The organism is Corynebacterium sp. ES2794-CONJ1, from assembly GCF_025660615.1.
GTDB lineage: Bacteria > Actinomycetota > Actinomycetes > Mycobacteriales > Mycobacteriaceae > Corynebacterium.
This window is the reverse complement of record NZ_JAOTIM010000006.1, coordinates 1-24274: the sequence shown is the minus strand read 5'-3', so window position 1 is coordinate 24274 and position 24274 is coordinate 1. Positions and strand designations below refer to the sequence as shown.

General features: G+C 54.2%; 22 protein-coding genes, 3 tRNA genes and 1 other RNA gene. 15 read left to right on the top strand and 11 right to left on the bottom strand.

What is annotated here, in order from left to right:
• The first annotated feature begins 33 nt into the window (after positions 1-33).
• The gene (gene dnaG, locus N7326_RS08110; protein ID WP_259079966.1) at positions 34-1929 is read left to right on the top strand and encodes a DNA primase; all 1896 of its coding nucleotides are present in this window, start codon (positions 34-36) and stop codon (positions 1927-1929) included.
• A 42-nt stretch (positions 1930-1971) separates the two neighbouring features.
• On the opposite strand, the gene N7326_RS08105 is transcribed toward dnaG, so the two are convergent.
• From N7326_RS08105 to N7326_RS08095, 3 genes are all read right to left on the bottom strand, one after another.
• Positions 1972-2553, bottom strand: coding sequence for a thiamine biosynthesis protein (locus N7326_RS08105; protein WP_263088445.1), 582 nt, complete (start codon positions 2551-2553; stop codon positions 1972-1974).
• Positions 2554-2582: 29 nt separating this feature from the next.
• Positions 2583-2828 carry a hypothetical protein gene (locus N7326_RS08100; protein WP_259079970.1) on the bottom strand — a complete coding sequence of 82 codons (246 nt, stop codon included), beginning with the start codon at positions 2826-2828 and terminating at the stop codon, positions 2583-2585.
• A 114-nt stretch (positions 2829-2942) separates the two neighbouring features.
• Positions 2943-3016: transfer RNA gene (locus N7326_RS08095), tRNA-Ile, on the bottom strand.
• 171 nt (positions 3017-3187) lie between these two features.
• Between N7326_RS08095 and N7326_RS08090 the strand changes: the two genes are divergently transcribed.
• From N7326_RS08090 to N7326_RS08075, 4 genes are all read left to right on the top strand, one after another.
• Positions 3188-3260, top strand: a tRNA-Asn gene (locus N7326_RS08090).
• 625 nt (positions 3261-3885) lie between these two features.
• Complete coding sequence (locus tag N7326_RS08085) at positions 3886-4647, top strand: trimeric intracellular cation channel family protein (RefSeq protein ID WP_259079971.1); 762 nt, start codon at positions 3886-3888, stop codon at positions 4645-4647.
• Positions 4648-4657: 10 nt separating this feature from the next.
• Positions 4658-5458, top strand: coding sequence for a serine hydrolase domain-containing protein (locus N7326_RS08080; protein WP_396124964.1), 801 nt, complete (start codon positions 4658-4660; stop codon positions 5456-5458).
• A gap of 156 nt (positions 5459-5614) precedes the next feature.
• Entirely contained in the window at positions 5615-5914 is a 300-nt protein-coding gene (locus N7326_RS08075; RefSeq protein WP_259079973.1) for a hypothetical protein, read from the top strand.
• On the opposite strand, the gene N7326_RS08070 is transcribed toward N7326_RS08075, so the two are convergent.
• Entirely contained in the window at positions 5864-6184 is a 321-nt protein-coding gene (locus tag N7326_RS08070) for an acyl carrier protein (protein ID WP_259289598.1), read from the bottom strand. The genes N7326_RS08075 and N7326_RS08070 overlap by 51 nt on opposite strands.
• Positions 6185-6308: 124 nt before the next feature.
• Between N7326_RS08070 and N7326_RS08065 the strand changes: the two genes are divergently transcribed.
• Entirely contained in the window at positions 6309-7280 is a 972-nt protein-coding gene (locus N7326_RS08065; protein ID WP_259079976.1) for an alpha/beta fold hydrolase, read from the top strand.
• A 59-nt stretch (positions 7281-7339) separates the two neighbouring features.
• Here N7326_RS08065 and aceE read toward each other — a convergent pair whose 3' ends face one another.
• A complete protein-coding gene (gene aceE / locus N7326_RS08060) occupies positions 7340-10078 on the bottom strand; it encodes a pyruvate dehydrogenase (acetyl-transferring), homodimeric type (protein ID WP_263088437.1) in 2739 nt (912 codons plus the stop codon).
• Positions 10079-10434: 356 nt separating this feature from the next.
• Between aceE and N7326_RS08055 the strand changes: the two genes are divergently transcribed.
• The 3 genes from N7326_RS08055 (at position 10435) to cbiB (ending at position 12017) form a co-directional block, all read left to right on the top strand.
• The gene (locus N7326_RS08055; protein WP_259079989.1) at positions 10435-10863 is read left to right on the top strand and encodes a DUF3052 domain-containing protein; all 429 of its coding nucleotides are present in this window, start codon (positions 10435-10437) and stop codon (positions 10861-10863) included.
• Positions 10864-10989: 126 nt separating this feature from the next.
• Positions 10990-11065 (top strand) — tRNA-Val (locus N7326_RS08050).
• Positions 11066-11084: 19 nt separating this feature from the next.
• Positions 11085-12017 (top strand): adenosylcobinamide-phosphate synthase CbiB, encoded by a 933-nt coding sequence (gene cbiB, locus N7326_RS08045; protein ID WP_259079998.1) that lies wholly within the window; start codon positions 11085-11087, stop codon positions 12015-12017.
• 33 nt (positions 12018-12050) lie between these two features.
• Here cbiB and N7326_RS08040 read toward each other — a convergent pair whose 3' ends face one another.
• From N7326_RS08040 to N7326_RS08030, 3 genes are read right to left on the bottom strand one after another with little or no spacing between them, the layout of a single operon-like run.
• Positions 12051-12995 carry an SURF1 family cytochrome oxidase biogenesis protein gene (locus N7326_RS08040; RefSeq protein WP_263088428.1) on the bottom strand — a complete coding sequence of 315 codons (945 nt, stop codon included), beginning with the start codon at positions 12993-12995 and terminating at the stop codon, positions 12051-12053.
• A 3-nt stretch (positions 12996-12998) separates the two neighbouring features.
• Positions 12999-13475 (bottom strand): low molecular weight protein-tyrosine-phosphatase, encoded by a 477-nt coding sequence (locus N7326_RS08035; protein WP_259158699.1) that lies wholly within the window; start codon positions 13473-13475, stop codon positions 12999-13001.
• Positions 13472-14077: an HAD-IA family hydrolase gene (locus N7326_RS08030; RefSeq protein WP_263088427.1), complete on the bottom strand. Its 606-nt coding sequence runs from the start codon at positions 14075-14077 to the stop codon at positions 13472-13474. The genes N7326_RS08035 and N7326_RS08030 overlap by 4 nt, the downstream gene beginning before the upstream one ends.
• A 48-nt stretch (positions 14078-14125) precedes the next feature.
• Here N7326_RS08030 and cobC point away from each other — a divergent pair, with 48 nt between their 5' ends.
• The 5 genes from cobC to rnpB all read left to right on the top strand — a co-directional run bounded on the left by cobC (position 14126) and on the right by rnpB (position 19922).
• Positions 14126-15190 (top strand): Rv2231c family pyridoxal phosphate-dependent protein CobC, encoded by a 1065-nt coding sequence (gene cobC, locus N7326_RS08025; RefSeq protein WP_263088425.1) that lies wholly within the window; start codon positions 14126-14128, stop codon positions 15188-15190.
• Between the two features lie 107 nt (positions 15191-15297).
• Positions 15298-16431, top strand: a complete 1134-nt coding sequence (locus N7326_RS08020) for a Nif3-like dinuclear metal center hexameric protein (RefSeq protein ID WP_263088423.1) — start codon at positions 15298-15300, stop codon at positions 16429-16431.
• Between the two features lie 872 nt (positions 16432-17303).
• Positions 17304-18026: a zinc ribbon domain-containing protein gene (locus N7326_RS08015; RefSeq protein ID WP_259080009.1), complete on the top strand. Its 723-nt coding sequence runs from the start codon at positions 17304-17306 to the stop codon at positions 18024-18026.
• The gene (locus N7326_RS08010; protein ID WP_263088422.1) at positions 18027-19454 is read left to right on the top strand and encodes a histidine phosphatase family protein; all 1428 of its coding nucleotides are present in this window, start codon (positions 18027-18029) and stop codon (positions 19452-19454) included.
• Between the two features lie 29 nt (positions 19455-19483).
• Positions 19484-19922, top strand: an RNA gene (rnpB, locus tag N7326_RS08005) — RNase P RNA component class A.
• A 12-nt stretch (positions 19923-19934) separates the two neighbouring features.
• On the opposite strand, the gene N7326_RS08000 is transcribed toward rnpB, so the two are convergent.
• Positions 19935-21191, bottom strand: coding sequence for a galactokinase family protein (locus N7326_RS08000; protein ID WP_263088420.1), 1257 nt, complete (start codon positions 21189-21191; stop codon positions 19935-19937).
• 143 nt (positions 21192-21334) lie between these two features.
• Between N7326_RS08000 and N7326_RS07995 the strand changes: the two genes are divergently transcribed.
• Positions 21335-21601 carry a hypothetical protein gene (locus N7326_RS07995; protein WP_317630511.1) on the top strand — a complete coding sequence of 89 codons (267 nt, stop codon included), beginning with the start codon at positions 21335-21337 and terminating at the stop codon, positions 21599-21601.
• A gap of 365 nt (positions 21602-21966) precedes the next feature.
• Here N7326_RS07995 and N7326_RS07990 read toward each other — a convergent pair whose 3' ends face one another.
• A complete protein-coding gene (locus tag N7326_RS07990; protein WP_263088419.1) occupies positions 21967-23061 on the bottom strand; it encodes a CYTH domain-containing protein in 1095 nt (364 codons plus the stop codon).
• A gap of 846 nt (positions 23062-23907) precedes the next feature.
• Positions 23908-24274 (bottom strand): hypothetical protein (locus N7326_RS07985; protein ID WP_263088418.1); only part of this gene is annotated, 367 nt, incomplete at its 5' end.

Here is a 24274-nt window from a genome sequence, read left to right as displayed (position 1 = left end):
AAAAATTATCGGCTCTTGTTACACTCATACACTATGGGCAAAGGACGAATTCCGGAATCTGATATTCAGGCCATACGCGAACAGGCAGCGATCGAGGAGATCGTCGGCGAGTACGTCCAGCTCAAACCCGCCGGAGCCGATAGCCTCAAGGGCTTAAGCCCCTTTAAGGATGAAAAGACTCCGTCTTTTCATGTGCGCCCGCAACACGGCTATTTCCACTGCTTTTCCACAGGAAAAGGCGGAGATGTTTTTACCTTCCTCATGGAAATGGAACATATGTCCTTTCCTGAGGCAGTGGAAGCAGTGGCCGAGCACATCCATTACCGCATCAATTACCAAGGCGGAACCACAGGTGCGCCGGCCGTTGAGCCCGGCACCCGCAAACGTCTGATTGAAGCCAATCGGGCCGCTCACCGCTTCTACCGGGAACAACTTGAAACTCCCGAGGCAGAGACGGCGCGCCGTTTCCTGCTTGACCGAGGCTTTAGCAAGGATCTTATCTATACCTTCGAATGCGGCTACGCACCTGAAGGGTGGGATACCACGACCAAGCACCTGCTGAAATCCTTTAGTTTCAAAGAGTTGGAGGCGGCCGGAATTTCTACCATGGGCAAACGCGGCCCCGTGGATCGTTTCAGGCGGCGGCTAATATGGCCCATTAAATCCACCTCCAGTGATGTTATCGGCTTCGGCGCCCGCAAGCTGTTCGATGACGACACTTTGGGAAAATATATGAATACCCCTGAGACCATCTTGTATAAGAAGTCCAAGGTGCTCTTTGGTTTAGATAAAGCCAAAAAAAGTATCGCCCACAAGCATCAGTGCGTGGTCGTCGAAGGCTATACCGATGTCATGGCTATGCACGCGGCCGGCGTCGACACGGCTGTAGCGTCCTGCGGTACCGCTTTCGGCCCGGATCACCTCCAGATGATTCGGCGGCTCATGCTTGACGATAGCTATTTCCGCGGTGAATTAATCTATACCTTCGACGGCGATGAAGCCGGGAAAAAAGCCGCGGTGCGTGCCTTCGATGGGGATCAAAAATTCACCGGACAGTCCTATGTCTCCGTCGCTCCCGACGGGATGGACCCGTGCGATTTGCGGCTGGAAAAAGGCGATGCAGCTCTGCGGGATCTGGTGGCGCAGCGCCAACCAATGTTTGAATTTATCATTCGCAACCTCATCAGTGACTACCCCCTTGATTCCGCCGAAGGGCGCCTCCAAGCCCTGCGGCGCACCGTCCCTATCGTCGCTGGTATACATGACCGGGCGCTGCGAGACGAGTACGCACGGCAACTCGCCGGATGGGTGGGCTGGCCCAACGAAAGAGAGGTTCTCAACCAGGTACGAGCGGCAGCGAAATCCCCTCAACAATCCCAACCGCCTAGGCGTGCCCAGCGCTTTTCTCCCAACACCGACCAGGCTCCTGCCACCCAGATGCTCAGCCACCCCGATCCTAAAGATAGTCAGCTATGGCCGGAGCGGGAAGTGTTGAAACTGGCGCTGCAATTTCCTCAGACCGCGGGGAGCTTTTTCGACGGATTGAGTGAGGAGAGCTTTGGGCACGAGACCTATAAGGTGATCGCCCGGGCCATTGCTAAGGTCGGGGGTTGTGAGCACGCTGCTGAAGATTTCATCGCCCAGGTGGCAGAAAAAATTCCTGACCTTATTGGACGCTCCGTGCTTTCGGAACTCGTAGTGGAAGAATTCCACACTGATTTTGATGATCCATCAGATCTTGATGCCTATGCTACGAAGGCCCTCTCACGCCTGCAGGAGAAGCGAGTAGGTAATCAGATTGCCATTTTGAAAAGCCAGCTGCAAAGAATGCGCCCCGACGAGGACGGTGATTCCTACCGTGATCTCTTCGCCGATTTGGTGGCTCTTGAGCAGGCCCGTCGAGAACTCATCGAGCGGATATTCTCCTAAAGAAAAAGCCCACCGAAGTGGGCTTTTTTATTCTTGAGATTTCTAGGCCTTAAACGCAACAGGGATGGCAGCAACAGGGCGGAAGCCCTCAGTGTGATCACCGAAAACCTGCAATAAGCAAGCATCAGTGGAACAATCGACACCCTCACCAACAGCGGTAGCAGTCAAGGTAAAGGTAGCGGTGCCGTCGTCGGAGATCTTCACGGTGCCGCTATCGTCGCCTTTCAGCCACGCAGCGGTATTGGGGTCAGTCAAGGTGCCTGTACATAGTGGTGCAGCACCATCGGGGGTGGGAGTCTTGCAAATAGCCGTATAATAACCAGCTTCCGCGGCCAGCCCAGTGATCTCTACATCGACGAGCTCTCCCTCAGTGAGTTCGGTTGCGGAGAGAGCTACCGTGACGTTTTCTTCCCTGGGTGCGGCTTTTTCCACACTCGTGGTCATCTCGGCGGCTTCCTTATCCTCCATACCCTCGGTGCTCTTAACGGCCACCTGACCGTCTACCGCGGTATCGACTTTCTTGTCGGAATCAATATGAGAAGGAGGGGTACATGCCGCAAGGCCGAGTCCTGCAATGGTGAGGGATGAGAGGGCGACTGCGGAGAAGCGCAGGGAACGTGCCATAATCGTGTCCTTAAATGTCTTTCTAGTCATTAATCGTGGTCTACTTCAAAGATTTCGGGGTCGTTCTTACTCTTCTTCACGCCTTTGACTTCGCGCAAACGAGGCTGAGGGTCAAGCTTATTGGCAAGAGCGGAACGAGTTTTTCCGAGCGCGTATTTGGTGACGGGGGAGTTCATCGTCGCCCGGTAACCCCGCTTCATTTGTTCGTACCGGCGTCTACCGGCCTTGGTGCCAAAAATATAGCCAGCAGCGGCCCCGACGACGAATTGAAACATCTGGATAAAACTCCCTTTGCTCGGTTGAAATCTGACTTCCAACTCTACCGAAAATACCCTTGATGTGCAGCTAAGAAAAAGATCCCTGCACCATACAGGTGCAGGGATCTTTTGTGGGGCCACCGGGGCTCGAACCCGGGACCAACGGATTATGAGTCCGCGGCTCTAACCGACTGAGCTATAGCCCCAAAAAATAAAATACCAGCTAAGTACTCAGAAGAATAATTGGCAAAACTCATCTCAGATCGCGAGTAAAATTATTGGCGATGAGCTGCTAATTTGTGCCACTTTGCGGTCCTGTGTATAGTTTCAATCGTTGCCACGGAGGCGCTTTAAGTACAAAGCTTCTCAAAGCATATTCCCCCATAGCTCAATTGGCAGAGCATTCGACTGTTAATCGAAGGGTTACTGGTTCGAGTCCAGTTGGGGGAGCATAACAACCCAGGCTGATAATCAACAGTCTGGGTTTTTTCGTATGCGTTTTGCCTTGCTTCGCACATGCTCCCTTCTGGACCTTAGCTGGTGCGAATTTATTTGGTGAGCCGCGCCCAGATGCATGCAGTCCACACGCCTGCCTGCAGGGGAGTGCTATCTCCCTACGATCTACACGCGAGGAGCGAGCACTAGTGGAGGCCCTAGCAGCAGCCAGTGCAGGATCTCTGTGCTGTAGTGTGCTCAGACCGTAACGAGCTCACATTCACGCTGCTCAGGGCTATATCCGGCGCGACCTCCTCGAGTAGATCGCGGGGTTCATGTCCACAAGTTAAAAACCTGGGAGGTGTGCCTCATCTAACAACCGAGAAAATTAAAGCGGAGAATTGCACCCTACCCTTAGATCGCACGCCTCACATGCTAAAGCATGATCAGGTGAGAAAAATATAAATTCAGCTCCTGACTGCTGGCTCGCATTTATGTCAGTAGACCCCAACGAATGGACTGCTAGATTTTCCCACGGTGGAGGATGAACCACTCTTAGGATATCGCCAAAAATTTTTGTACAGTTAGTGATTGCTGTGCCATTAGATCGTCGTTGTACAAAAAGAAAGCTCGGTGCGAAGTGGCTGACGTCGACCCCTTGATTTGGAATCTCTACCAAATTTTTGACCTCATAGGGGTTGTCCTCAATGGAATCATTGGGGGCACGATTGCGCGGCAGCGGAATTTTGACTTCGTAGGTTTTGTCTTCCTAGCCCTATTTTCGGCACTCGGTGGTGGTATGATCCGTGATGTGCTCATGCAGCGCGGTACCGCTGCGGCCATCGCTGATCCCACCTACCTCCTCCTTGCCCTACTCGGCGCGGTGATTGCCCTCGTCACCGCACTCAAAGGTCGTGCGTGGGAGCTCTTCAAGGTACATGCCGATGCCATTATCCTAGGTGTCTGGGCTGTCACCGGGTGCGTGAAGGCAGTGACCTTCGATATGCCGCTTGTTTCTGCGGTATTCATGGGCGTCATAACCGCCGTGGGCGGCGGAATGATCCGAGATGTTGTCACCGGGCAAGTGCCCACAATTTTCGGCGGAGGCACACTCTATGCAGTACCTGCTTCTGCGAGTGCCGCAGCCATGGCCTTTAGTCATGCTGCAGGCCATGACGTTATCGGGATGATTATTGCGCCACTAATTGGGGCGGGTCTTGCGATTATTGCCTACTGGCGCGGATGGGTCCTCTTTAGAAGCTCCGAGTGGGCACCTGTGAATATGACGGCAGCCCAGCTGAGAGCTCTTATCAAGCGCGCGGAGCGCAAGGGGTGGAATAAAGGGCGCGGTTCTAATCCCACCTTCGAGGGGGAGTTTAAAAACACCAAGCAAGCGCGCTAAGTTAAGAATTATGTCTTCCGATTTCAGCCAGTGGCCTGTCGATACCGTGTCCGCAGCAATCATGAGCGATCCTGCGCAGCCACCTCAGCTATACGGCGATCCGCAGCATATTTTTGAGCTCGCAAGTGTGACGAAACTTCTTGCAACCTACGGCTTCCTCATCGCCTATGAAGAAGGCATTTTCGAGCTGGACGAGGAGATCTTCCCCAACAACATCACCGCGAGACACCTGCTCAGCCACGCCTCGGGAGTCGGTTTTAGCGCCTCTGACAGCGCAAAGCCACCACTGACGCGGCGCATCTACTCCTCCTACGGGTTTGAGATGCTAGCGCAGAAAGTGCAAGCAGAAGCAGAGATGAGCTTTGCCACCTACCTCGATGAAGCGATATTCCAGCCCTTAGGAATGACTGCTACTTCTTTATGGGGATCGGCAGGGCACGAGGCGCGAAGTTGTGTGCGAGATCTCCTAGCGTTCATGCAAGAGCTCACTCACCCTCAGCTACTTGCCTCTGAAACCCTAAAACAGGCGTGGACCGTCCAGTATCCACAGCTAGATGGGATTGTGCCAGGCTATGGCATGCACAAACCCTGCCCCTGGGGCTTAGGATTCGAGATCCATGGAGAAAAATCGCCGCACTGGTTGGGTCGGTCCATGCCTGCCGATATAGTGGGCCACTTTGGGCAGTCGGGCACTTTTATGTGGGTGCACCCCCGTAGCGGCAAAGGTGCGGTGGTGCTGACTGATCGCCCCTTTGGTCCGTGGGCTAAAGATCTGTGGGCTGTGGCCAACGAAGAGATCTTTAAAGCTTAACTTTAGCTTTAATACATAGGTGGTGAGCTGGGGGTTAAAGCTCGCCTTGAGAGTTGATTTGTGGCTTCATTCTGCGTTGAATCATAGGGTGATTCCTTTTGTTTATTCACAAGTTTGTTGGGGAAGACAGAACTTGTTAAACGAAAGGACACCACCATGCCCACCACCTTGAATTTTGCAGTCTTAAAAATCTGGGGGATGCCGACTCGCTGTCGCATGCGAGTCGAAGAAGCAATGGCCTCGGCATTACAGTCTGAACCTGTCGCAGCATTGCCGGGAACAGACTATTTAGACGTAGCGCAATGCACAACATGGCGAAAGTCGCGTAAAAGGGGTGCAGTAGACTGCCGTCAAGTACTTAACGCTGAAGCGAAAGAGTTCGCGGAACTAGAGTCCATGATGAAATCACTCGCCGCCGAGTTCGGATTCCTCGTCTCCCTCACGCCCGTCAACTAAGGCGCGCAGATCGGCGACTGTCTCAACCTTCGCGTAGCGTTCAAAGCTTGCCTTTAAGCCCCACTGATCTTCAATCCTAATGGCGATTTCTATAAGATCCAGCGAGCTTAAACCAAGCCCTTCCTTAAGTGTTGCCTCCGGGAGGATGCTCTCGGCATCAATTCCACTGAGGCGGGATAGTAAAGCCCGAAGCTGGGGATAGTCCTCGGACATTTCCTCAGGTTCATCGGGAGTAATCAGAGCCTGCAGTTGATCGTGGAGTGATGACATGATTGGGGGATCCTTCCAACGCGCGCTGAGAAAGAGGGAAATGTCAACTATCTCATACCGCGCTCTTGTTATTTTTTAACTATCACATCTAAGGCTACGCGCCTCATGCGGTAGTGTAATATTTATGCTCCTGAGTCAGTTAAAGAAGCGCTATCAGAGATGGCGAATCGCACAGAATACCCGGGAGCAGGAGTATCGACCACCCCAGTTCAGTACTGGCTTCAACGCCGACGGCGTCCGCTATTACTGCGAAGGGGAACCCTCAAACGACGCACCCGTGACGGTCGTATTCGTCCACGGGTATACCCTGACCGCCACCTCATGGCACTTACAGATCGCATCGCTAGCTCATCAGGTTTCCTGTGTGGCTATGGATCTGCGGGGGCACGGCAAATCAGAGGTCATCCCTGTCAGTGAATGCTCCATCGATGGAGCTGCCGATGACGTTATGCTAGTTATTGACGATGCTGAGATTACGGGGCCAATTATTCTGGTGGGCCACTCGATGGGTGGCATGGTGATTCTGAACCTCTTGCGCCGCTACCCGCAGCTGCGTTCTCGTTGCGCAGGAATTGCCCTCATTTCCACCTCAGCGAGGCCATTTGCTCATTCGGGGCTGTCACAGGTGCTCCAACTTCCTATCGTGGACGATATTCGCTCGATAGCGCGAGCCGCAGCGGAGGAGACTGACTATGTGCGCGAGGTATTGCAAACAACCCTCGTGCCGCTGTTGAGCAATTTAGCTATCGTGACGCGCTCCACGGAGGAGACACGCAAGCACCACATTAAGATGATCGATGGGACTCCAATTGAGACCCTGGTGGGCTTCCTCGACGATTTAGAAACACATGACGAGTCGGAGGCGTTGAAATATATACGGGATATCCCCACCCGTATCATGGTGGGCGATAAGGACGATTTCACCCCCGAATCGCAGTCAAGCTTCATGTTGTCCCAATTAACCAAGGGCCGCCTGGTGGTGGTGCCTGATGTGGGACATATGCTACCCATGGAGAATCCCGGGATCGTCAACGCCGAGATCGCCGACCTCATTGCACAAGTGATAGAGGATAATCATCACAGTCGTAACCGCTAGAAAAAGAGGGCTTCTCTTTCCGGTTAGGAAAAAGAAGCCCTCTAATTTTTATCTAGGACCTAGGCCTTTGTTGGATCCGTGATGTGGAATCGCTGAGCGGCCTCGGCGGCAACGGAGATATCAAGTTGACCGTCGCGCGCGAGAGCACTGAGAGCAGCAACCACAACAGATTCAGCATCGATATTGAAGAAGCGACGGGCTGCTTCGCGAGTATCGGAGAAGCCGAAACCATCGGCACCTAAGGTGGTGTAATCACCGGGGACGAAAGCACGAATTTGCTCCTGCAAATCGGTGGCGAAATCCGAGACTGCAATATACGGGCCTCGAGCCTTCTTCAACTGGCGTGTCGCAAATGCTTCCTCGATGGTCTTTTCGGGGTGGCGTAACTGCTCCCTCGACTTAGCGTGACCCTCGCGAGCAAGCTCGACCCACGAGGTGACAGAGAAGATATTGGCGGCTACATCATAATCATTAGCCAAAATCTCCTGGGCCCTGATGGCCTGCTGCATCCCGATACCAGAAGCAAGGAGAGAAACCTCGTGCGACTGTGTCTCCTCGGCCTTCTTCCACAGGTATATGCCCTTGTGGAGACCCTCGATATCAAGATCCTCGGGCTCCGCTGGCTGCGTGATGGGCTCATTGTAGATGGTGAGATAGTACATGACATTCTCACCGCGGCCTGGACCGTACATACGGTCAATACCTTCGTGGAGCAGGTGGGCAACCTCGTAGGCAAAGGCGGGATCGTAGGACACTACTGCCGGGTTGGTAGAGGCCAGAATCTGGGAATGGCCATCCATATGCTGCAAGCCTTCACCCGTGAGCGTGGTGCGCCCAGCGGTGGCGCCTAAAATAAAGCCTCGAGCCATTTGGTCGCCGGCAGCCCAGAAGGAATCGCCGGTGCGCTGGAAGCCGAACATCGAGTAGAAGATATACAGCGGGATCATGGCCTCGCCGTGGGTGGCATAGGAGGTACCAGCAGCCATAAAGGCGGCAGCCGATCCCGCCTCATTAATACCCTCGTGCATGATCTGACCATCCTTGCTCTCCTTATAGGAGAGCATCAAATCGTGATCAACGGGCACGTAGTTTTGGCCATGAGGATTATAAATACCCATGGTGGGGAACCAGGAGTCCATACCGAAGGTACGAGCCTCATCGGGGATTATAGGCACCACGCGCCGGCCGAGATCCTTATCGCGCATGAGTTCCTTGAAGGCACGGACGACCGCCATGGTGGTAGCAACTTGCTGCTTCCCGGAACCCTTGCGGAGGCTGCGCATCTTCTCAATAGGCGGCACCTGGATGGGGGTATAGTCCACGCGGCGCTCGGGGAGATATCCGCCGAGTTCCTTACGGCGCTCGATCATATATTTGATCTCTTCGGAATCTGGACCCGGGTGATAATACGGAGGCAGATAAGGATCCTTTTCCAAAACCTCATCGCTAATGGGGATTTCCATCTTATTGCGGAAGACTTTGAGATCCTCGAGAGTAATCTTCTTCATCTGGTGGGTCGCATTGCGGCCCTCGAAGTTATGGCCTAAGCCGTAGCCCTTGATGGTATGCGCGAGAATAACCGTGGGGCGATCCTTGACTTCCATCGCGCGCTTATACGCGGCATAAACCTTACGGTAATCGTGTCCACCACGAGGCAGGCGCCAGATCTCATCATCAGTCCAATCCTCGACTAGCTTGGCGGTACGCTCATCCCTATTAAAGAAGTGCTCGCGCACATAGGCGCCGTCATTGGCCTTATAGGTCTGGAAATCGCCATCGGGGGTGGTATTCATCAATTCCACCAGGGCGCCTTCCTTGTCGGCGTCGAAAAGTTTATCCCACTCACGACCCCAAATAACCTTAATAACCGACCAGCCAGCGCCGCGGAAGAATGACTCGAGCTCTTGAATGATCTTGGTATTACCACGCACAGGACCATCGAGACGCTGCAGGTTGCAGTTAATAACAAAGGTCAAGTTATCGAGATTATTCAAAGCGGCTAGCTGAATGAGGCCACGCGACTCGGGCTCGTCCATTTCGCCATCACCAAGGAAGGCCCAGACATGCTGCTGCGAGGTATCTTTAATACCGCGGTTGTGCAGGTAACGGTTGAAGCGAGCCTGATAGATCGCATCCATAGGGCCCAAACCCATAGACACCGTGGGGAATTCCCAGAAATCGGTCATTCCGTGCGGGTGTGGATAGGAAGGTATACCACCCTGCGGGCGGGATACTTCTTGGCGGAATCCATCAAGATCATCCTCGGATAGGCGACCTTCGAGGTAGGCGCGGGCATAGATACCAGGAGATGCATGTCCCTGGAAGAAGATATGATCGCCGCCACCTGGGTGATCTTTACCCCTAAAGAAATGGTTAAAGCCAACCTCGTAGAGGGGAGCGGCACCAGCATAGGTGGAGATATGGCCACCAACACCGATACCAGGGCGCTGCGCGCGGTGAACCATCACTGCGGCATTCCATCGCATCCACCGCCGGTAGCGCTTTTCAATACTCTCATCGCCGGGAAATTCCGGCTCCATGGTGGTAGGAATGGTATTGACATAATCGGTCGAGGTCATCGGCGGCAGCGGGACGCGCTTCGCCGAGGCGCGCTCGAGTAGTCGTAGCATGATAAAACGAGCACGCTCCGGACTGGAATCGGCGAGCATGCCGTCGAGTGATTCCATCCATTCGCGAGTCTCTTCAGGATCAACGTCGTTTAAGTAACTGGCCACGCCGTCACGGATCATGGCGAAATTGGTGTCTTCTGTGTGCTTACCGTTTACTGGTTCAGCCATTCCACACCTCCAAGGGGGGGTAATTGGGGTTAGTAAAAAATATGTAGTTATCAGATTGCCCAAACTCACAGCGAACGTGAGAGCGCGCAGCTTCAGGGGGAGGAAAAGACCCCGAAAGAGTGGGTGCAACTCCCCTCATAGTCTATAGACAGACTACGTTAACTTTTTACTTTACGTGCCTTGCCACCATTTTAGGTAGTGCCGCCCCTTTCGCCTTGATGCACCTTTATGGCCCTGTGGTGGATAACTAGGAAAAGCATTTATGTCGTGCCCCTCACCACATGGGGGTAAAGGTGAGGAAGCGGCCGAGGATTGAAGGTGTAGAAAAGCAGGAATGCTTGTATTCTGGTCTTCTGATGAACGCTGAAGATTTGAATCAGAATACTCCTACCACCGGCACCGAGCGTCTCGGCTTCAAACCCGGGATGGTAGTCCAAGAAATAGGTTGGGACGAAGACTGCGACACAACCATCAGTGAAGCAGTCGAAGACGTCATTGGCTCCGAGCTTATCGACGAAGACTCGATTGAACCCTGCGATGCCGTCCTTTTGTGGTGGCGCAGCGAAGACGGCGACCTTGTCGATACCCTCGTCGACACCATACGAGTCCTCGATGAGGGAGGCTGTATTTGGCTTTTAACCCCAGGAACTGGGCAACTAGGCGCTCTCGAGCCGGGAATCATCTCCGAAGCAGCACAGCTTGCCGGGCTCGTACAAACTAAGGCGGAGCGCCTTAGCCAATGGCAAGGGTCCTGCCTGGTGCCAGGTGGAGTCAAGCACAGTTAAAGCGGTAGCAGCGCTCGTTAAAAAGATCTGTGTTAACGTGTATAAGCTGCTGTTTTGTATAACCTAAAGATTTACTGTTAGAGTATCTACTCGTTGCAGTACGCAAGACGTACACAGCGAGTATAAGCGCCTTTAGCTCAGCTGGGAGAGCAGCTGGTTTACACCCAGCAGGTCGGCGGTTCGAGCCCGTCAGGGCGCACCAAGAGAAAAGATCAGCAGCCATGTTTCTAGGTATCACCTTAGGCATGGCTGCTGATCGTTTATGCGGTGACCCCCCTAATGCGTACCACCCGGTAGCTATCTTTGGCCGGTATGCAATATGGGTTGAAAAGAGAATTTATCAACCCACCCGCACAGCTGGGGCCGCCTATGTGGCACTCACCGTTATCCCTCCAGTAGTTTCAACTCTAGCTATCAGTAGAATGCTGCCCCCACGCGGACGCGATCTTCTCCTAGGACTTAGCCTTTTTTCCTCACTCGGTGGCACCACCTTAGAGAGAATTGGGGATAGAATGGCATCCGCGCTCGAAGCTGGGGATGACGAGCACGCCCGCTCCTATATCCCTTGGTTATGTTCGCGCGACCCTGAGCTACTCAACCGCGCCGAGATGGCCCGTGCTACCACGGAATCATTGGCAGAAAATACCTCTGATTCTGCGATAGCCCCGCTGTGCTGGGCACTCTGTGGCCCAGCGGGAGTGGTTTTTCATCGCACTATTAATACTCTCGACGCCATGGTGGGGTATAAAAACCCCCGCTATCAAGAATTTGGGTGGGCAGCGGCACAGCTCGATGATATAGCCGCATATATTCCGGCCCGGGTGACAACCTTCTTCCACCTCATCTATGCGCTTAGGACGGGTCGATTGCCCGAGGGGATACGAGCGCTACGTACCCAGGCCCCCCATCATCCCAGCCCTAATGCAGGGCCCGTGGAAGCCACCGCTGCCGCCGCGCTAGGAATACAACTCGGAGGTCCAACGCACTACCACCATGGGGTGGAAATGCGACCCATTCTAGGTTTCGGCCAACCCCCAGATGTGCCAGCAATTAAGAGGGCCATTAAACTCTCCCGCTTTACCCAATGGGGTACGTATTTCGCCATCGCGCTCCCGCTCATATGGCGAGCACATAAGAAGCGCTCAACCCCTTAAATCGGCGATACCCCCCTCGTACTGCTGGGATTGTCAGTAATCGCGCTGGTAGTAGTTGCGCTTCTGGTCACCGTAGCGAGAGCGCATCTTTCTATCAATTGCGTCCTCTAGGCTTGACTCTTGGTTCTTCTCTATGGTGTCTTCAGCCGGTATATCTGTACGTAGCGGGTCGGGGCCACTGGGATGATCGCTTGCCAATTGGGCCATCTGCTCTTCTTCCTCGCGTGCCCGCCTACGCTCTTTTGATTCCGTGAGAATGAAATACCCCAGACCCAATGGGGCCATCACCCCAAAGGCGATCCACTGGAAACCGTAGGAGAGATGATTACCTCGATCCAGCTTAGGGATGGGGATGGTTTGTAATCCACCGGGCTGATCTTCAGCTAATTGCGCGTAATCTCGCCCCAGATCAGCCCCAATAAGCTCAGCGATCTGTGCAGTATTAATGCCGTAGACCTGGATAGGTTGAGTCGAGGTCATAGGCTGAGTCGAGGGCACAGATTCATTGGTGCGAGCATGAGCAATAATCGTGGTTTCTCCGGTGGGTGCCGGCGGGATGACTGTGGTTGATCCGGCCTTTGATGGGATAAAACCTCGATTGATGAGGATTGTTGGACCGGAGTCGAGCTGAAAAGGGGTCAGTGAGTGGTACGCAGGGGTGCCACCTACGGGCCGCAGCCGTAGGGTTACCGCCTGATCGGGGAGATAATGCCCGGTCAGACTGACCCGCATCCATTCTTGATCATTGGTAATTGCCCCCGAGGCATCGAAGATTTCTTCATAAGGCTGCGGAGCCTCTTTGAAGGCTTGTTCAATATGGGCATTGCGGGAGACGATCATGGCGTCTTTGTTTAACTGCCATGGGGACAAAATGGTAAAAGCCGCATAGGAAAATGCCACGACCAGGAGAGTGGTGATAACCCAGCCGGGGCTAAGAAATGCTTTAATGCCAGTGGTGGTGGGACGAGAACGCATCATGATCTACTCGTCGAGATCAAGTTCGTGACGCAAGAAATTCAAGATACCTGGAACAGCCCGTTCAATCTGCACCCGGGCCACCTCAAAATCCGAAGGATAACCATAATAGGGGTCCTCCACCTCGAGGGAATCCGCATCGGGATCAAAGCTGCGCAGGAGGCGTACTCGAGAGGGATTCACTCCGTAGTTTTTGAGGAAATCCACATGGGATTGATCCATCGCTATGATGAGATCGGCGTTCTCGAAGTCCTCGCCAAACTGTTGGGCGCGATGCTGCGAGCCGTCATATCCAGCCTTGTTCAGTTCGGCGACTGCACGTTTATCGGCGCCTTGGCCGATATGCCAGCCGCCGGTGCCGCAGGAGTCCACGCGAACGAGATCTTTTAAGTTCGCTGTGGTTATCGCATCGTTTAAGATCACGTCGCCCATGGGGGAGCGGCAGATATTCCCCGTGCACAGCACAGTGATGTGATAACTCATAGTAATCCTTTCAAATCAGCAGGTCTGGTTAACTTATAGCGGGCCTGCTCCCACTCGTGAGCGCTCCCATAGCCCCACGTCGCGGCCGCAGCGGGAATCCCATTGAGCTGAGCGCCAAGAATATCGTGGTCCCGATCGCCAATCATAAGCGTGGTCTCTTCCGGTCGCGATTTAGCAAGAGCCTGGGCAATGACCTTTTCTTTGGAATCACGCTCTGGGGTGGAGCCAATAATCGCTGCAAAATAATCGGCGAGGCCATGAATCTGCAGAAATTTTTCAGCCGTGGCCTGAGGTTTATTAGTCGCCGTGACCAGCACATGCCCCTTATTTAGCGCAACCTCGAGCACGTCGATGATGCCAGGGTATACCGACGCGTGTTGGATGCCGGAGTCGAGATAATAACCCCGAAACCGCCCTACGGCCTCATCGCCTAAACCGATACGGGCAAAACTGACGTTAATCTGTGGTCCGAGGAGATCCTGAAACCACTGCTCATCAGGGTCTGGAACCCCCAGATCATTAAGGGCACGTCGCACGCTGTGGATAATCCCAGGTGCGGAGTCGATGAGTGTTCCGTCGACGTCGAAGATCAGCAGGGCCATACGCTCTATAGTGCCACAGATTTTTCTCCTGCTATTAAAGTGGTAGCCATGCTTTCTCGAACCCACGGCGATACCGACGCCCTCGGGGCCCACCTCGATTTCGCGGTCAATGTCACAGGGCCACCACCACCATGGCTACGCACTGCACTCATCGATGCGCTCGGGGAGATCCACCGGTACCCAGCGGCCCCAGAGGTAGCGAAAGTGGAAGAACTGATCGCTGATTATCATCAGGTCCCACCCGATCATATTCTGTTAATAAGCGGCGCCTCCGAGGGTTTCGCGATGCTACCTCACCTCAAACCAGCGCACCCAGCGGTGATCCACCCTGGCTTCTGCGAACCCGAGCTCATGCTTATCGACGCTGGCTACACTCCAGAGCAGCTCATCGTGGATCCCCCCTTTGATCAGCTGCCTGAGATTCCCGATCACATCGATATGGTGATTATTGGCAACCCCACGAACCCAACAGGCCAGGTTCTTACTCCGGCGCAGCTGGCCACGCTGCGGAAGCCAGGCCGAACGCTCGTCGTTGATGAAGCCTTCCTCGATTGTGTGAGCGAAGAATACTCTATGGTCGGTGCTATAGCAGCAGCAGGTCCAGGGCGAGTGATCGTGGCGCGCTCGCTAACGAAAACCTGGGGGCTCGCTGGTCTGCGAGTCGGTTACCTCATAGCTGACCCCGCTACCTTGCGGGAATTATGCCGTCGGCGCGCCCATTGGCCGGTGAGCTCCCTAGCGATCGCTGCGGCGCGCGCTGTCTTTGAAATAGGGATACCTCAGGGTCATCTAGAGCTAGCTCGTGCAGAGATGAGCGCCAAGCGCACGGCAATGATTCCACAGCTAGAAGCAGCGGGTCTGACCATAGCTAGTAACTCTTCCGCCCCCTTCCTGCTGGTTCGTGGGGGGAATGAGCAGCTACGAAAAAGGCTTCGCTTAAGAGGAATCGCGATCAGAGGGTGCGAGAGCTTCCCTGGTCTTGACCAAGGATATTGGCGGTTAGCGCTCAGAGATAGTTCCGAGGTTGAAAAGCTGATAGCTGCCTTCCGCGAAGAGGTCTTGCTAGATACGAACCCCTCAAGCGCGCCCCGTGGTCACAGTTGGTTCGCATAACAGCCGACCGCGGTGACGATATGATTGTTAGCTCTTAGTATTGGCACTTAGAGTGGGAACAGCTCGACAAAAAACAGATAGTTTTCTCCCCAAAGATATAGGCGAATATGATGCACCTTAAAGATATAATCCGCACCCTCGATCAGGCCTACCCGCCCCATCTTGCCGAAAGCTGGGACGCCGTCGGGCTGGTATGTGGTGACCTTGAAGCAGAAGTGAAAACTATATGCCTCGCCCTCGACTGCACCGATGACGTTGTCGATCAAGCCATCGCGCGCGGCGCCGACCTGATTATCACCCACCACCCCCTCCTCATGCGCGGGGTCACCTCCGTGGCCGCTCATACTCCCAAAGGGCGTATCGTGCATGCACTGATCCGCTCGGGCTGCGCTCTTTTCTCAGCCCATACCAATGCCGATAGCGCTCGCCCCGGAGTCAATGACAAATTAGCCGAGCTGGTGGGAATCACCCCAGGGCGCCCCATTGCACCGCAGCTCGACTCCCTCGATAAATGGGGTGTCCATATTCCCCCAGAGCATGCCACAAACTTAAAAGAAGCACTTTTTGCCATAGGCGCCGGAGCAATTGGTGGCTATACCGAGTGCGCCTTCCAATGGGAGGGGCAAGGAGAATTCCGGGCTGGCACATATGCCAACCCCACGATCGGGACCGCCGGAGAAAAAGAAACCCTCAAGGAGGTCCGCATTGAGTTCGTCGCCGCGCGAGGATTGCGCGCACGCCTTATGGACACTCTCCGCAGCGCGCACCCGTATGAAGAGCCAGCCTTTGATATCACCCCACTAGCCCCCACCACGCAGCTCGATAGCGCGCCGGGTCTGGGGAGAATCGGCGAGCTCCCAGAGCCCATGCGCTTTGCTGATTTCGTGCAACAGGTTGCTAATGCACTGCCTGAGACGGTGTGGGGGATTAGAGCCGCAGGTGACCCAGAGCGCATGGTGCAAACGATCGCTGTGAGCTCCGGCTCGGGCGATAGTTTCTTAGAGAAGGTGCGACAACTCGGCGTAGATGTTTATCTCACGAGCGATCTGCGCCATCACCCTGTGGATGAGCACCTGCGCGCCGGTGGTCCGCTGATTATTGATACCGCCCACTGGGCTAGCGAATACCCCTGGACCCTACAAGCACAAGAGATCCTCCGCCAGGCCCACCCCGAGCTTGATATAGAGGTTTTAAACTGTCGGACCGATCCGTGGACGCTCTCGGCACACCCGGAACACTAGGGCCCACAATCAGAGGCACCCACCAGCGGAGGCACTCACGGCCAAGGAGCCCAAGACCGGGTGTGCAGGATGTGCACCTTACGGTGGAGAACTGGCGGTGCTTGATGCCGCGTAAGCGAAAAAAGGGGGGGGCTTACCAAGGCCCCCTTTTTTACTCCTGGGACGTGGAGGCTGGAGAGATAGTAGAAAATGCGCTCCATCCCTTTACCAGCCTCAATCTTCGCACCGCTTCATCTTCGCGGGATAGCAGACTGTTCAAGTTCTGGCGCAAGTTCATCCCCTGAAATCTGCTCTCGAATGTTCAGAGTGGAGGAGCAGCTTTTTATTTGTGCATACCTAAGGACCCACCAGTTTTCCTTTCCTACGAGATCTCTTAAGGTCTTTAGATTTCCACGTACTGTGGGTGGGCGCATCATAGCGCATGAGAAAAGAAAAACGCGGCGGCAGAAATCGAAGCAGGGACACTGTGGCTCCAATAACCTTGGCCCCCACCCAACCGGTTAGCGACGGTAATCCTGTACTGTCTTACCGGGTAGCAAGCTGGTCATAGCCTCATAATTGTCTGTGCAGTGATAAAGCGAGGAGCAGAATTTTAAGGCTGCAACCCATGCGCATACGCAGCACGAAGTTACAGATTCAACAATGTGCAGTAGCCTTAAAATTGTAGACACTCCAGCCCACCTCGATCTCCGATTGTGATTCGCTGCTGTTAATCGTATTGGCGCTTATGACGAGCGGATTTTCCCCCGATAATCGTCAACAGCGAGCCATCGCACTTGGGTGGACATACCGCACACCGTGATGAGGTGCGAAACTAGGGTGAGAAGAGAACTCGATAGTTAGACCAAAAGGCACAAGGACAAAACCGAACCGTGAAACTAGAATCCCACTTGCAACCCTTACTCCTCGAACTTGCCACGGCTGAGCGCATTAGCGATACCGGGATCGCTCCAGCGGTCTCGGCAGAACAAAGCGAAGTAGACGCTGCGAAGAAAATTCGCAGCCGTGCTCGTGATTCTCTCGCTGCAGCACAGCTCGCTGTCGACGATATGGAATTGGAAATCCTGCGTATCCAAGAAGAAGAGCGCAAGATGCGCCGCCGCAAGGAGGACTCCGCACGGCAGCTCTCTGCCGCAACCGATAGGGAGTTGCGCAAAGACTTGGAAAAAGACTTGTATTCCTCTAATGCGCGAATCTCTGATCTCACCGGAGAACTCCAGGAAGCACACAACCACATCCACGCGCTGCGCTCCAATATCGATCTTCGTCGTGCTGATCTCGCCGCCGCCGATAAACGCGTGGAAGACGCTGAGAAGGCTCTTGAGAATCTAGGTGAGGATACCACTCTTATCGATCGAGCCTCGCGCATTACTGAGATTAGACAGGCTCTCCCCGCCGATGTTATTGCAGAATACGAGGCGCAGCGCCTCGAGAATGGAGTAGGCGCCGCCCAATTCAATGGTCGCAGTTGCGGTGGGTGCTTTATCATCCTGCCCCCTGCCGATCTCTCGGAGATCCGCCGTACCCCGGCCGATGAGCTCCCCCAATGCCCCGATTGTGGCTCCTATCTCATCCGCAATATCCAAGGGGCCTAGATGAAGCTGGTGATCTATTCCGACGGGGGCTCGCGAGGAAACCCGGGCGTGGCCGGCGCGGGCACCGTCATCTACGACGCAGATAACAACGTTGTAAAGCGCATTGCTTATTGTGTGGGTACAGCGACTAATAATGTTGCCGAGTATTATGGCCTGCTCAATGGGCTCATAGCGGCTCGCGACTTAGGGGCGAGTGATTTAGATCTTCGTCTCGATTCCAAACTGATTGTGGAGCAAATGTCGGGGCGCTGGAAAATCAAGCACCCCGATATGAAAGAGCTCGCCCTGAAGTGTCGCGGGGTCATGAAGTCTTTTAAGAGCGTAACTTTTACATGGGTGCCCCGCAAGGACAATGCCGCCGCTGATGCCCTCGCAAATGAGGCCATGGACGCCCTTGCCAAAGGTGCTGCGGTTGGTTTTCTGGCATCTGGCGGTGACCGAAAACCAACAGGTGATACTGCTGCGCCGCAACCTAGCCCGTCCTCCTTACAGCAGCCGGATACAGACACCGCACACCTGAAATCCTCAGGAACATCGGCTCGTTCTACTCAGGGCGAGCGTGGTAAAGACTCGCAGCCGACTGCGCCAGCTCGCTCTAAGTCTCGTGACCGGAAACCAAGTGTCATCCCTGAGGCGGGCTCTCAGCTGATCTTCGACGTGGATCTTCCCCCGAATTCGCCCGTGAAACCGGAAACATCCGCAGCTCAAGCCCCCACAATATCTCAGCCAGCTGAAGAGAATCAGCATCTTAATGGCAGCGATCACAAAGAGTTCCAAGGGGCAACTCCTCGGTGGAATGGCGCAACCACGCAGCCCACACGGCTCCTGCTTTTGCGTCATGGGCAGACTGAGTATTCCGCGCACAAGCGATACTCGGGTCGCAGCGATCCACCCCTTGATGGGACTGGTGCCCAGCAGGCTGCCGCCGCTGCGCAGTATCTCCGCAATCGAGACGATATCAGCGCCATTATCAGCTCCCCCCTTAAACGCTGCCAGGAGACTGCCCAGGCGGTAGCCGCGGAACTCGGCCTAGAGGTCACCACCGTCGATGCCTTTGTAGAGCTTGATTTTGGAGATTTTGATGGGTTGAGTTTTACAGAAGCCCACGATAAAGATCCTGAGTTTCACCAGTCGTGGCTGGGGAATCCAGAGATTGCAGCCCCCGGGGGAGAATCCCTTAGCACAGCTTATGAGCGCGTGATGGCCGGCCTTAATGAAGTGCTAGCGGAGCACGCTGGTGATACCGTTGTGATTGTCAGCCATGTCACCCCTATTAAATCCATTATTAGGGCAGTCCTTGGGGGTGCTCCGTCGATGGTGTATCACTTATATCTAGATCTGGCATCGCTGTCGACTGTGGAGTTTTATTCGGACGGGCCGCGCTGTATGCGCGAATTCAATAACACGTCTTATCTTTCAAAGAATTAAGTCAATGGGGTAAGATTTTGAATCGCGAATGAGCCGGCCAGGCGATCGCGGCGCAACGTATCTACTCATCCTCATGGGGTGAGATTAGACGATGCGCCGAGGAAAGTCCGGACTCCAAGAAAGCACGGTGGTTGCTAACAGCAACCCAGGGTGACCTGAGGGATAGTGCAACAGAAAGGAAACCGCCGCTGCGTGCATATATGGACGTGGCGGTAAGGGTGAAAGGGTGCGGTAAGAGCGCACCAGCATCTGTGGTGACACAAATGGCTATGTAAACCCCACCGGGAGCAAGGCAAGAGGGCGCATCATCCCTAGTAATAGGAGGGTGTACCTGCCGCAGGCGCAATCAGGAGCTTTCTTCCGAGTCTGCGGGGTAGCTGCTTGAGGTCTCTAGCAATAGAGGGCCCAGATGGATGATCGCCCCCGAGTATATCGGGACAGAATCCGGCTTATCGGCCGACTCATTCGCCTTCGCTTTTCTTATCTTTCAAGGCGTGCTGGTTGGCCGGCATCGATCACCGAGACGAATAAACCATCGGCGCGAAGATCTGCCACCATATGATCCACGATCCGATCGGGAATAATCGCGATAACAGCGGGGGAGACCCCAGCTCGCGCCGCCCGTGCAGCCAGAGCTCCGCGCGACGATAGTAATTCCGCGAGTAAACGCTCGCTTTGTGGAATATTCAAAGTTTCGCTCATCACATGCTGTGAAGAGGTGAGGATAGGGTAAATCTCGGGGAGGCGACGCGAGCGCAAAGCAGCCGTTGCCTGCTGCACCAATTCCAGTTCTGTGGCATAAAAATGGAGCCAATTACGAGCCTCTGATAACGAGGGAATCGGGTCGATCTGGGATAGCAGATCCTTCGCCCCGGCTCGGTGGATTGCCCTGAGCCAATCCATAACCCGTGTTTGGGCATCGGGGAGAAGACGTAGAGATTCCGCTGCGAAAGCCTTAGTGGCCTGTTCAAAAAAGAGCTCGCGGCGCTTAATGCCCGCACCATCGCACTGTGCTTCTGGTGCCATCACCACAATGGCGCGGGTGTGGGTCGAGGGCTCGGTGGGATGCGCTGCCTGAGTGACAGAGAAATCCCCATAGTCGATGATATTAGTCATTTCAGCCTGTCCCCGGATCATGGCTGTATAACGCGCCCGGAGCGGGAAGTAATCCCCTGAGGCTACCGCCGTATGGTAGAGAATGTCGGCCAGCTTAGCTCTGATTGGCGCGTTATGCAGATCCTCCTTGTGGAAAGCAACCGCTAGTGCAAAAGCGGTATCTATTGCAGCCCTGGAACCCAGACCTGCGCCTTGAGGGATATCGTTGAGAACGGTGATATCAAATCCGCGGGTATCGCGTGACAGCATTTGGCGCTGGATTAAAGCGTTCGCGATGGAGGTCATCCGTGGGGCGAGGCCGCCCTCATCGGGTTGTATATGGGAGCCTACAGGTGTTTGAGAACCACCGCTATGAGCAGAGCTGGGCTGGGCGTCCTGCTGCATAATCTGGACGTTGATTTCATCATCAGGGCGTGGACTAATAGCAACGCTCGCTCGTTTATGCGCTAAGCCCATGAGTACGACGCCGCCTGATTGATCGATATTGTCCCCAATCAAAGACCAGGTGGCGGGAGCGCTCGCTATTGCACGTGGATTGACCCCGTAAAAATCGCGGTGCATATCGCTGAGACGATCACGTGAGGATGCGGAATTCTCAGTAGCAGCGGGCGACGTACTCATGGGGCATGCTCCTTGGGGTAAAAACGATATCCTCATTATGGTAATCCCTATAAGTAAAACAGGCAGATCGAGAATCCGCCATATATCTCGACTGCCTCCTATCGACCTCATACAGCCGCGACACTATTAAGGATCAAACACCAATGGATAACCCCAATACTCAGCCTAGCTCCAGTAGACCTATAGACTCAGCTCCCACCAAGGGTTCCGAGAACCAGTGGTATTACAACCTTGCCTCGGGGGAAGTGGAAAACGGGAAGATCACCAGCTTCAGCAACAGAATGGGACCGTATCCCACTAGAGATGCTGCCGAGCGGGCTCTTAAGATCGCGGCCGAGCGAAATGAGAGAGCCGATGAGGACGAGTATCAAGACGATGATTGGGGAGTTCCTCCGGCATATGGGAATTAGCCCGGAAAATCGACTGCTGCTCCGCACCACTCGCGCGAGTTCTTCAGACGATACCCTTCTGAATCTTGGTGCGTTCTGAAATCCCACGGGCGTATAAGAGAGCGCCTGGATACGGACACACGGCTGCGTCGACATGTGTAGTGGGCGCGCGGGCTTTTTCGAGGGTAACCATGACCCCACAGCGCCGCTCACCCAGTAGGGTTGGCGGCAATTAAGCTAGTAGAACTTCTATGAGAGGATATTCAAAGACCCTGAGGGCCGATCACTCAGCTGACGAGCCGTCCCCTCATCAGGTTGTCACGTCTGAAGAAGGGTAAACCTCCTTTGGTTCTTCCCGGACTACGACCACTCCTCCTTCGCCGCGCTTAAGCGATCTCTTCATATGGAGGTTGGGACAATAGTTCATCGAGGTTATCGAGCATGGACCAATATTCTTCGCTACTGAGATACGAAGCGAGTGGGGTATGCGCTAAACCACGTTCGAAAGGAGTGTCACTAGCGTTCTCGGAAGTGATAGCCGTACTCCCTGCGAAAGACGAAGCCTTCGTAGATCCCTCCTGCAGCAGATCCGCTGACCGATCGGTTAAATCAGCGAATATGCTTAGTTGCGCACTCAAGCTTTTTATTTGTGTTTGATCTACATAACCTTCGAGGTCCTGGAGGTGAGCGAGTAGGACACGGAGGACAGCACCGAGGGGCCTAAGATCATCTTTATAACCAAGGCGGATACGACGATCATGAGCGAGCACCTCATCTCTGTGCTGTATCAACTGAGACCACTGAGAATATAGGGGAGATTTAGGATCAAGCTCAACTGGTAGTGGGGGAGTAGGTGCACTATCAAAACCGCGCCCGAGGGCAGTTTTGAGTTTCGAGGGGCTAGGTGATGGCTGAGCTCCCGCAGCGATCAGTGCTTCTGAGGCTGATCTGAGCAGCTTCATTGGCTCTGGTCGCTGCAGGGCTTCTTGACTTAGTTCTACCTCCCATTCTCGCCATCTCAGGGGGGCGCCGCCAGGTAGAAAACACTCAGATTTTACGCGGTCATCACAAACTTCAAGCAGAGGCGTACCAGTATCATCATGCAGTGTCGTTTCCACCCGTGTGTTATTTACTCGCGCCACCGGTTGGAGGCTCTGACCACGGGTGACGGCTTCGATTACATAGGTCAATTTCTCTGGAATCCCATGATCGTGAGGGGCATCCGAATGGATTTCGGTGCGACCTTTCATACCTGGAAGTTTGAGAGTCCATCCCTCATCAGTGCCTCCGTGGCGGTACCGCAGGGTGATCCTCGCGCGACTGAGTCGAAGATCCCTGGTGTCATAATAAAGGGCTGAGAGGTCGTGCTGTATCTGCTGTGATGGGCCGGCCAGCCGCGTGATGGCTGCGAGGTCTGGGAGGGTGGTGTTGTTGTCGATTGAGAATTTCTCTTCAACCTCGATTTGGTGTGCGGTATTCATTTATGTCGATTCTAGACGCCAGCAGAAAATTATGCCTCGATGATTTTTTTGGACAAAGCACGACGTTTGCACGTGGGTCCAACGTGTTTGCAACTTCGGTAAAGATGCAAGCTGTGGTTGCGATTGATGGTTTGCAAAATTCTGGGAGAAGATGGCAGTTAGTAGTATCTTTCCGGCTGTGATCTTGGTCAGGCGATTGGAACTAAGGTAATGCGAGTTAAAAAGTTTCAAAAGTCTGGGTTCGAGGAGATAAACTACGACGGATCAGGCTAACTGACTACCCGTGTCTTTGATTCTAAACACCAGTCAGATCCGTATCACGCAGGATTTCTACTACCCCTTAAAAGAGCTCGAATCTAGGTGTCTGATCACGCCGGTAGCTGACCGAGGAGCTAATACCTCGGGTGTGCTACATATGATGGGGTCGGGATGCGACACTATGCACGTATTGGTGGTCGCCAAATTTAGCCTGCGAATTAGGCGCCGGCTCATTGATTAGCCATCTTGCATTCCGATCAGACGGCTACGGGCGGGGGATGGGAAAGGGAAAATTCAACCTATAGAACTGCCTATCGCGGAGAATGAGCCATGAACACTTGAGTTAATTTTATTATGGTTGAGATTCGAATAAAACCGAATAGTCTTCACCGCAGAGGAGGAGCGTAAAATTTTCTATTGCTATAACTCTTAGCTTATCTTGCTGAAGACAGTGCGAATTAGGCGGACTTACCCTTGAATCCAAGGAACTTTGGTGGCAAACGAAAAAAGACCTCCACCTCAGTATTACTGAGGTGGAGGTCTTGATTTCAGGTGAAGCTGTTTGAACAGCAACCCGCTAGGCAGGACTTATTTTACAAATCCCTTACCCTTCGCGATTCCCTTCTTCAAACCTGGCTTCATAGGCTTCTCCGGCTGTGGCGCAGGAGCAGGGACGTGGAAGATTCCCTGGAGGAATGCCGTGATGGCCGGGATATTGAGGAGTAGGAGGATGGCACTGAGCACTCCAGCGACTATCCCTGCAATGGCACCAGGTGTCATTGCCTTGGACGAGCCGGAATTGTCAGGGCCCATGCCAGTGCCCGCAACGTTCGGGTCGGTCTTCTCGTCGGTTTGGGCGGGATTAGGTACGGTCTTGCCGTTCTCGTCAACCATGGTGTTGATCTCGTCGCCGTCGTTAACGCCGTCGCCGTCGGTGTCAGCAACCTTGGGGTTG

Bases quoted from the DNA above. Each gene is read 5' to 3' on its own strand.
- dnaG (WP_259079966.1), top strand. From the start codon at position 34: ATGGGCAAAGGACGAATTCCGGAATCTGATATTCAGGCCATACGCGAA.
- N7326_RS08105 (WP_263088445.1), bottom strand. From the start codon at position 2,553: ATGGCACGTTCCCTGCGCTTCTCCGCAGTCGCCCTCTCATCCCTCACC.
- N7326_RS08100 (WP_259079970.1), bottom strand. From the start codon at position 2,828: ATGTTTCAATTCGTCGTCGGGGCCGCTGCTGGCTATATTTTTGGCACC.
- N7326_RS08080 (WP_396124964.1), top strand. From the start codon at position 4,658: ATGTCTTCCGATTTCAGCCAGTGGCCTGTCGATACCGTGTCCGCAGCA.
- N7326_RS08075 (WP_259079973.1), top strand. From the start codon at position 5,615: ATGCCCACCACCTTGAATTTTGCAGTCTTAAAAATCTGGGGGATGCCG.
- N7326_RS08070 (WP_259289598.1), bottom strand. From the start codon at position 6,184: ATGTCATCACTCCACGATCAACTGCAGGCTCTGATTACTCCCGATGAA.
- N7326_RS08065 (WP_259079976.1), top strand. From the start codon at position 6,309: ATGCTCCTGAGTCAGTTAAAGAAGCGCTATCAGAGATGGCGAATCGCA.
- aceE (WP_263088437.1), bottom strand. From the start codon at position 10,078: ATGGCTGAACCAGTAAACGGTAAGCACACAGAAGACACCAATTTCGCC.
- N7326_RS08055 (WP_259079989.1), top strand. From the start codon at position 10,435: ATGAACGCTGAAGATTTGAATCAGAATACTCCTACCACCGGCACCGAG.
- cbiB (WP_259079998.1), top strand. From the start codon at position 11,085: ATGTTTCTAGGTATCACCTTAGGCATGGCTGCTGATCGTTTATGCGGT.
- N7326_RS08040 (WP_263088428.1), bottom strand. From the start codon at position 12,995: ATGATGCGTTCTCGTCCCACCACCACTGGCATTAAAGCATTTCTTAGC.
- N7326_RS08035 (WP_259158699.1), bottom strand. From the start codon at position 13,475: ATGAGTTATCACATCACTGTGCTGTGCACGGGGAATATCTGCCGCTCC.
- N7326_RS08030 (WP_263088427.1), bottom strand. From the start codon at position 14,077: ATGGCCCTGCTGATCTTCGACGTCGACGGAACACTCATCGACTCCGCA.
- cobC (WP_263088425.1), top strand. From the start codon at position 14,126: ATGCTTTCTCGAACCCACGGCGATACCGACGCCCTCGGGGCCCACCTC.
- N7326_RS08020 (WP_263088423.1), top strand. From the start codon at position 15,298: ATGATGCACCTTAAAGATATAATCCGCACCCTCGATCAGGCCTACCCG.
- N7326_RS08010 (WP_263088422.1), top strand. From the start codon at position 18,027: ATGAAGCTGGTGATCTATTCCGACGGGGGCTCGCGAGGAAACCCGGGC.
- N7326_RS08000 (WP_263088420.1), bottom strand. From the start codon at position 21,191: ATGAGTACGTCGCCCGCTGCTACTGAGAATTCCGCATCCTCACGTGAT.
- N7326_RS07995 (WP_317630511.1), top strand. From the start codon at position 21,335: ATGGATAACCCCAATACTCAGCCTAGCTCCAGTAGACCTATAGACTCA.
- N7326_RS07990 (WP_263088419.1), bottom strand. From the start codon at position 23,061: ATGAATACCGCACACCAAATCGAGGTTGAAGAGAAATTCTCAATCGAC.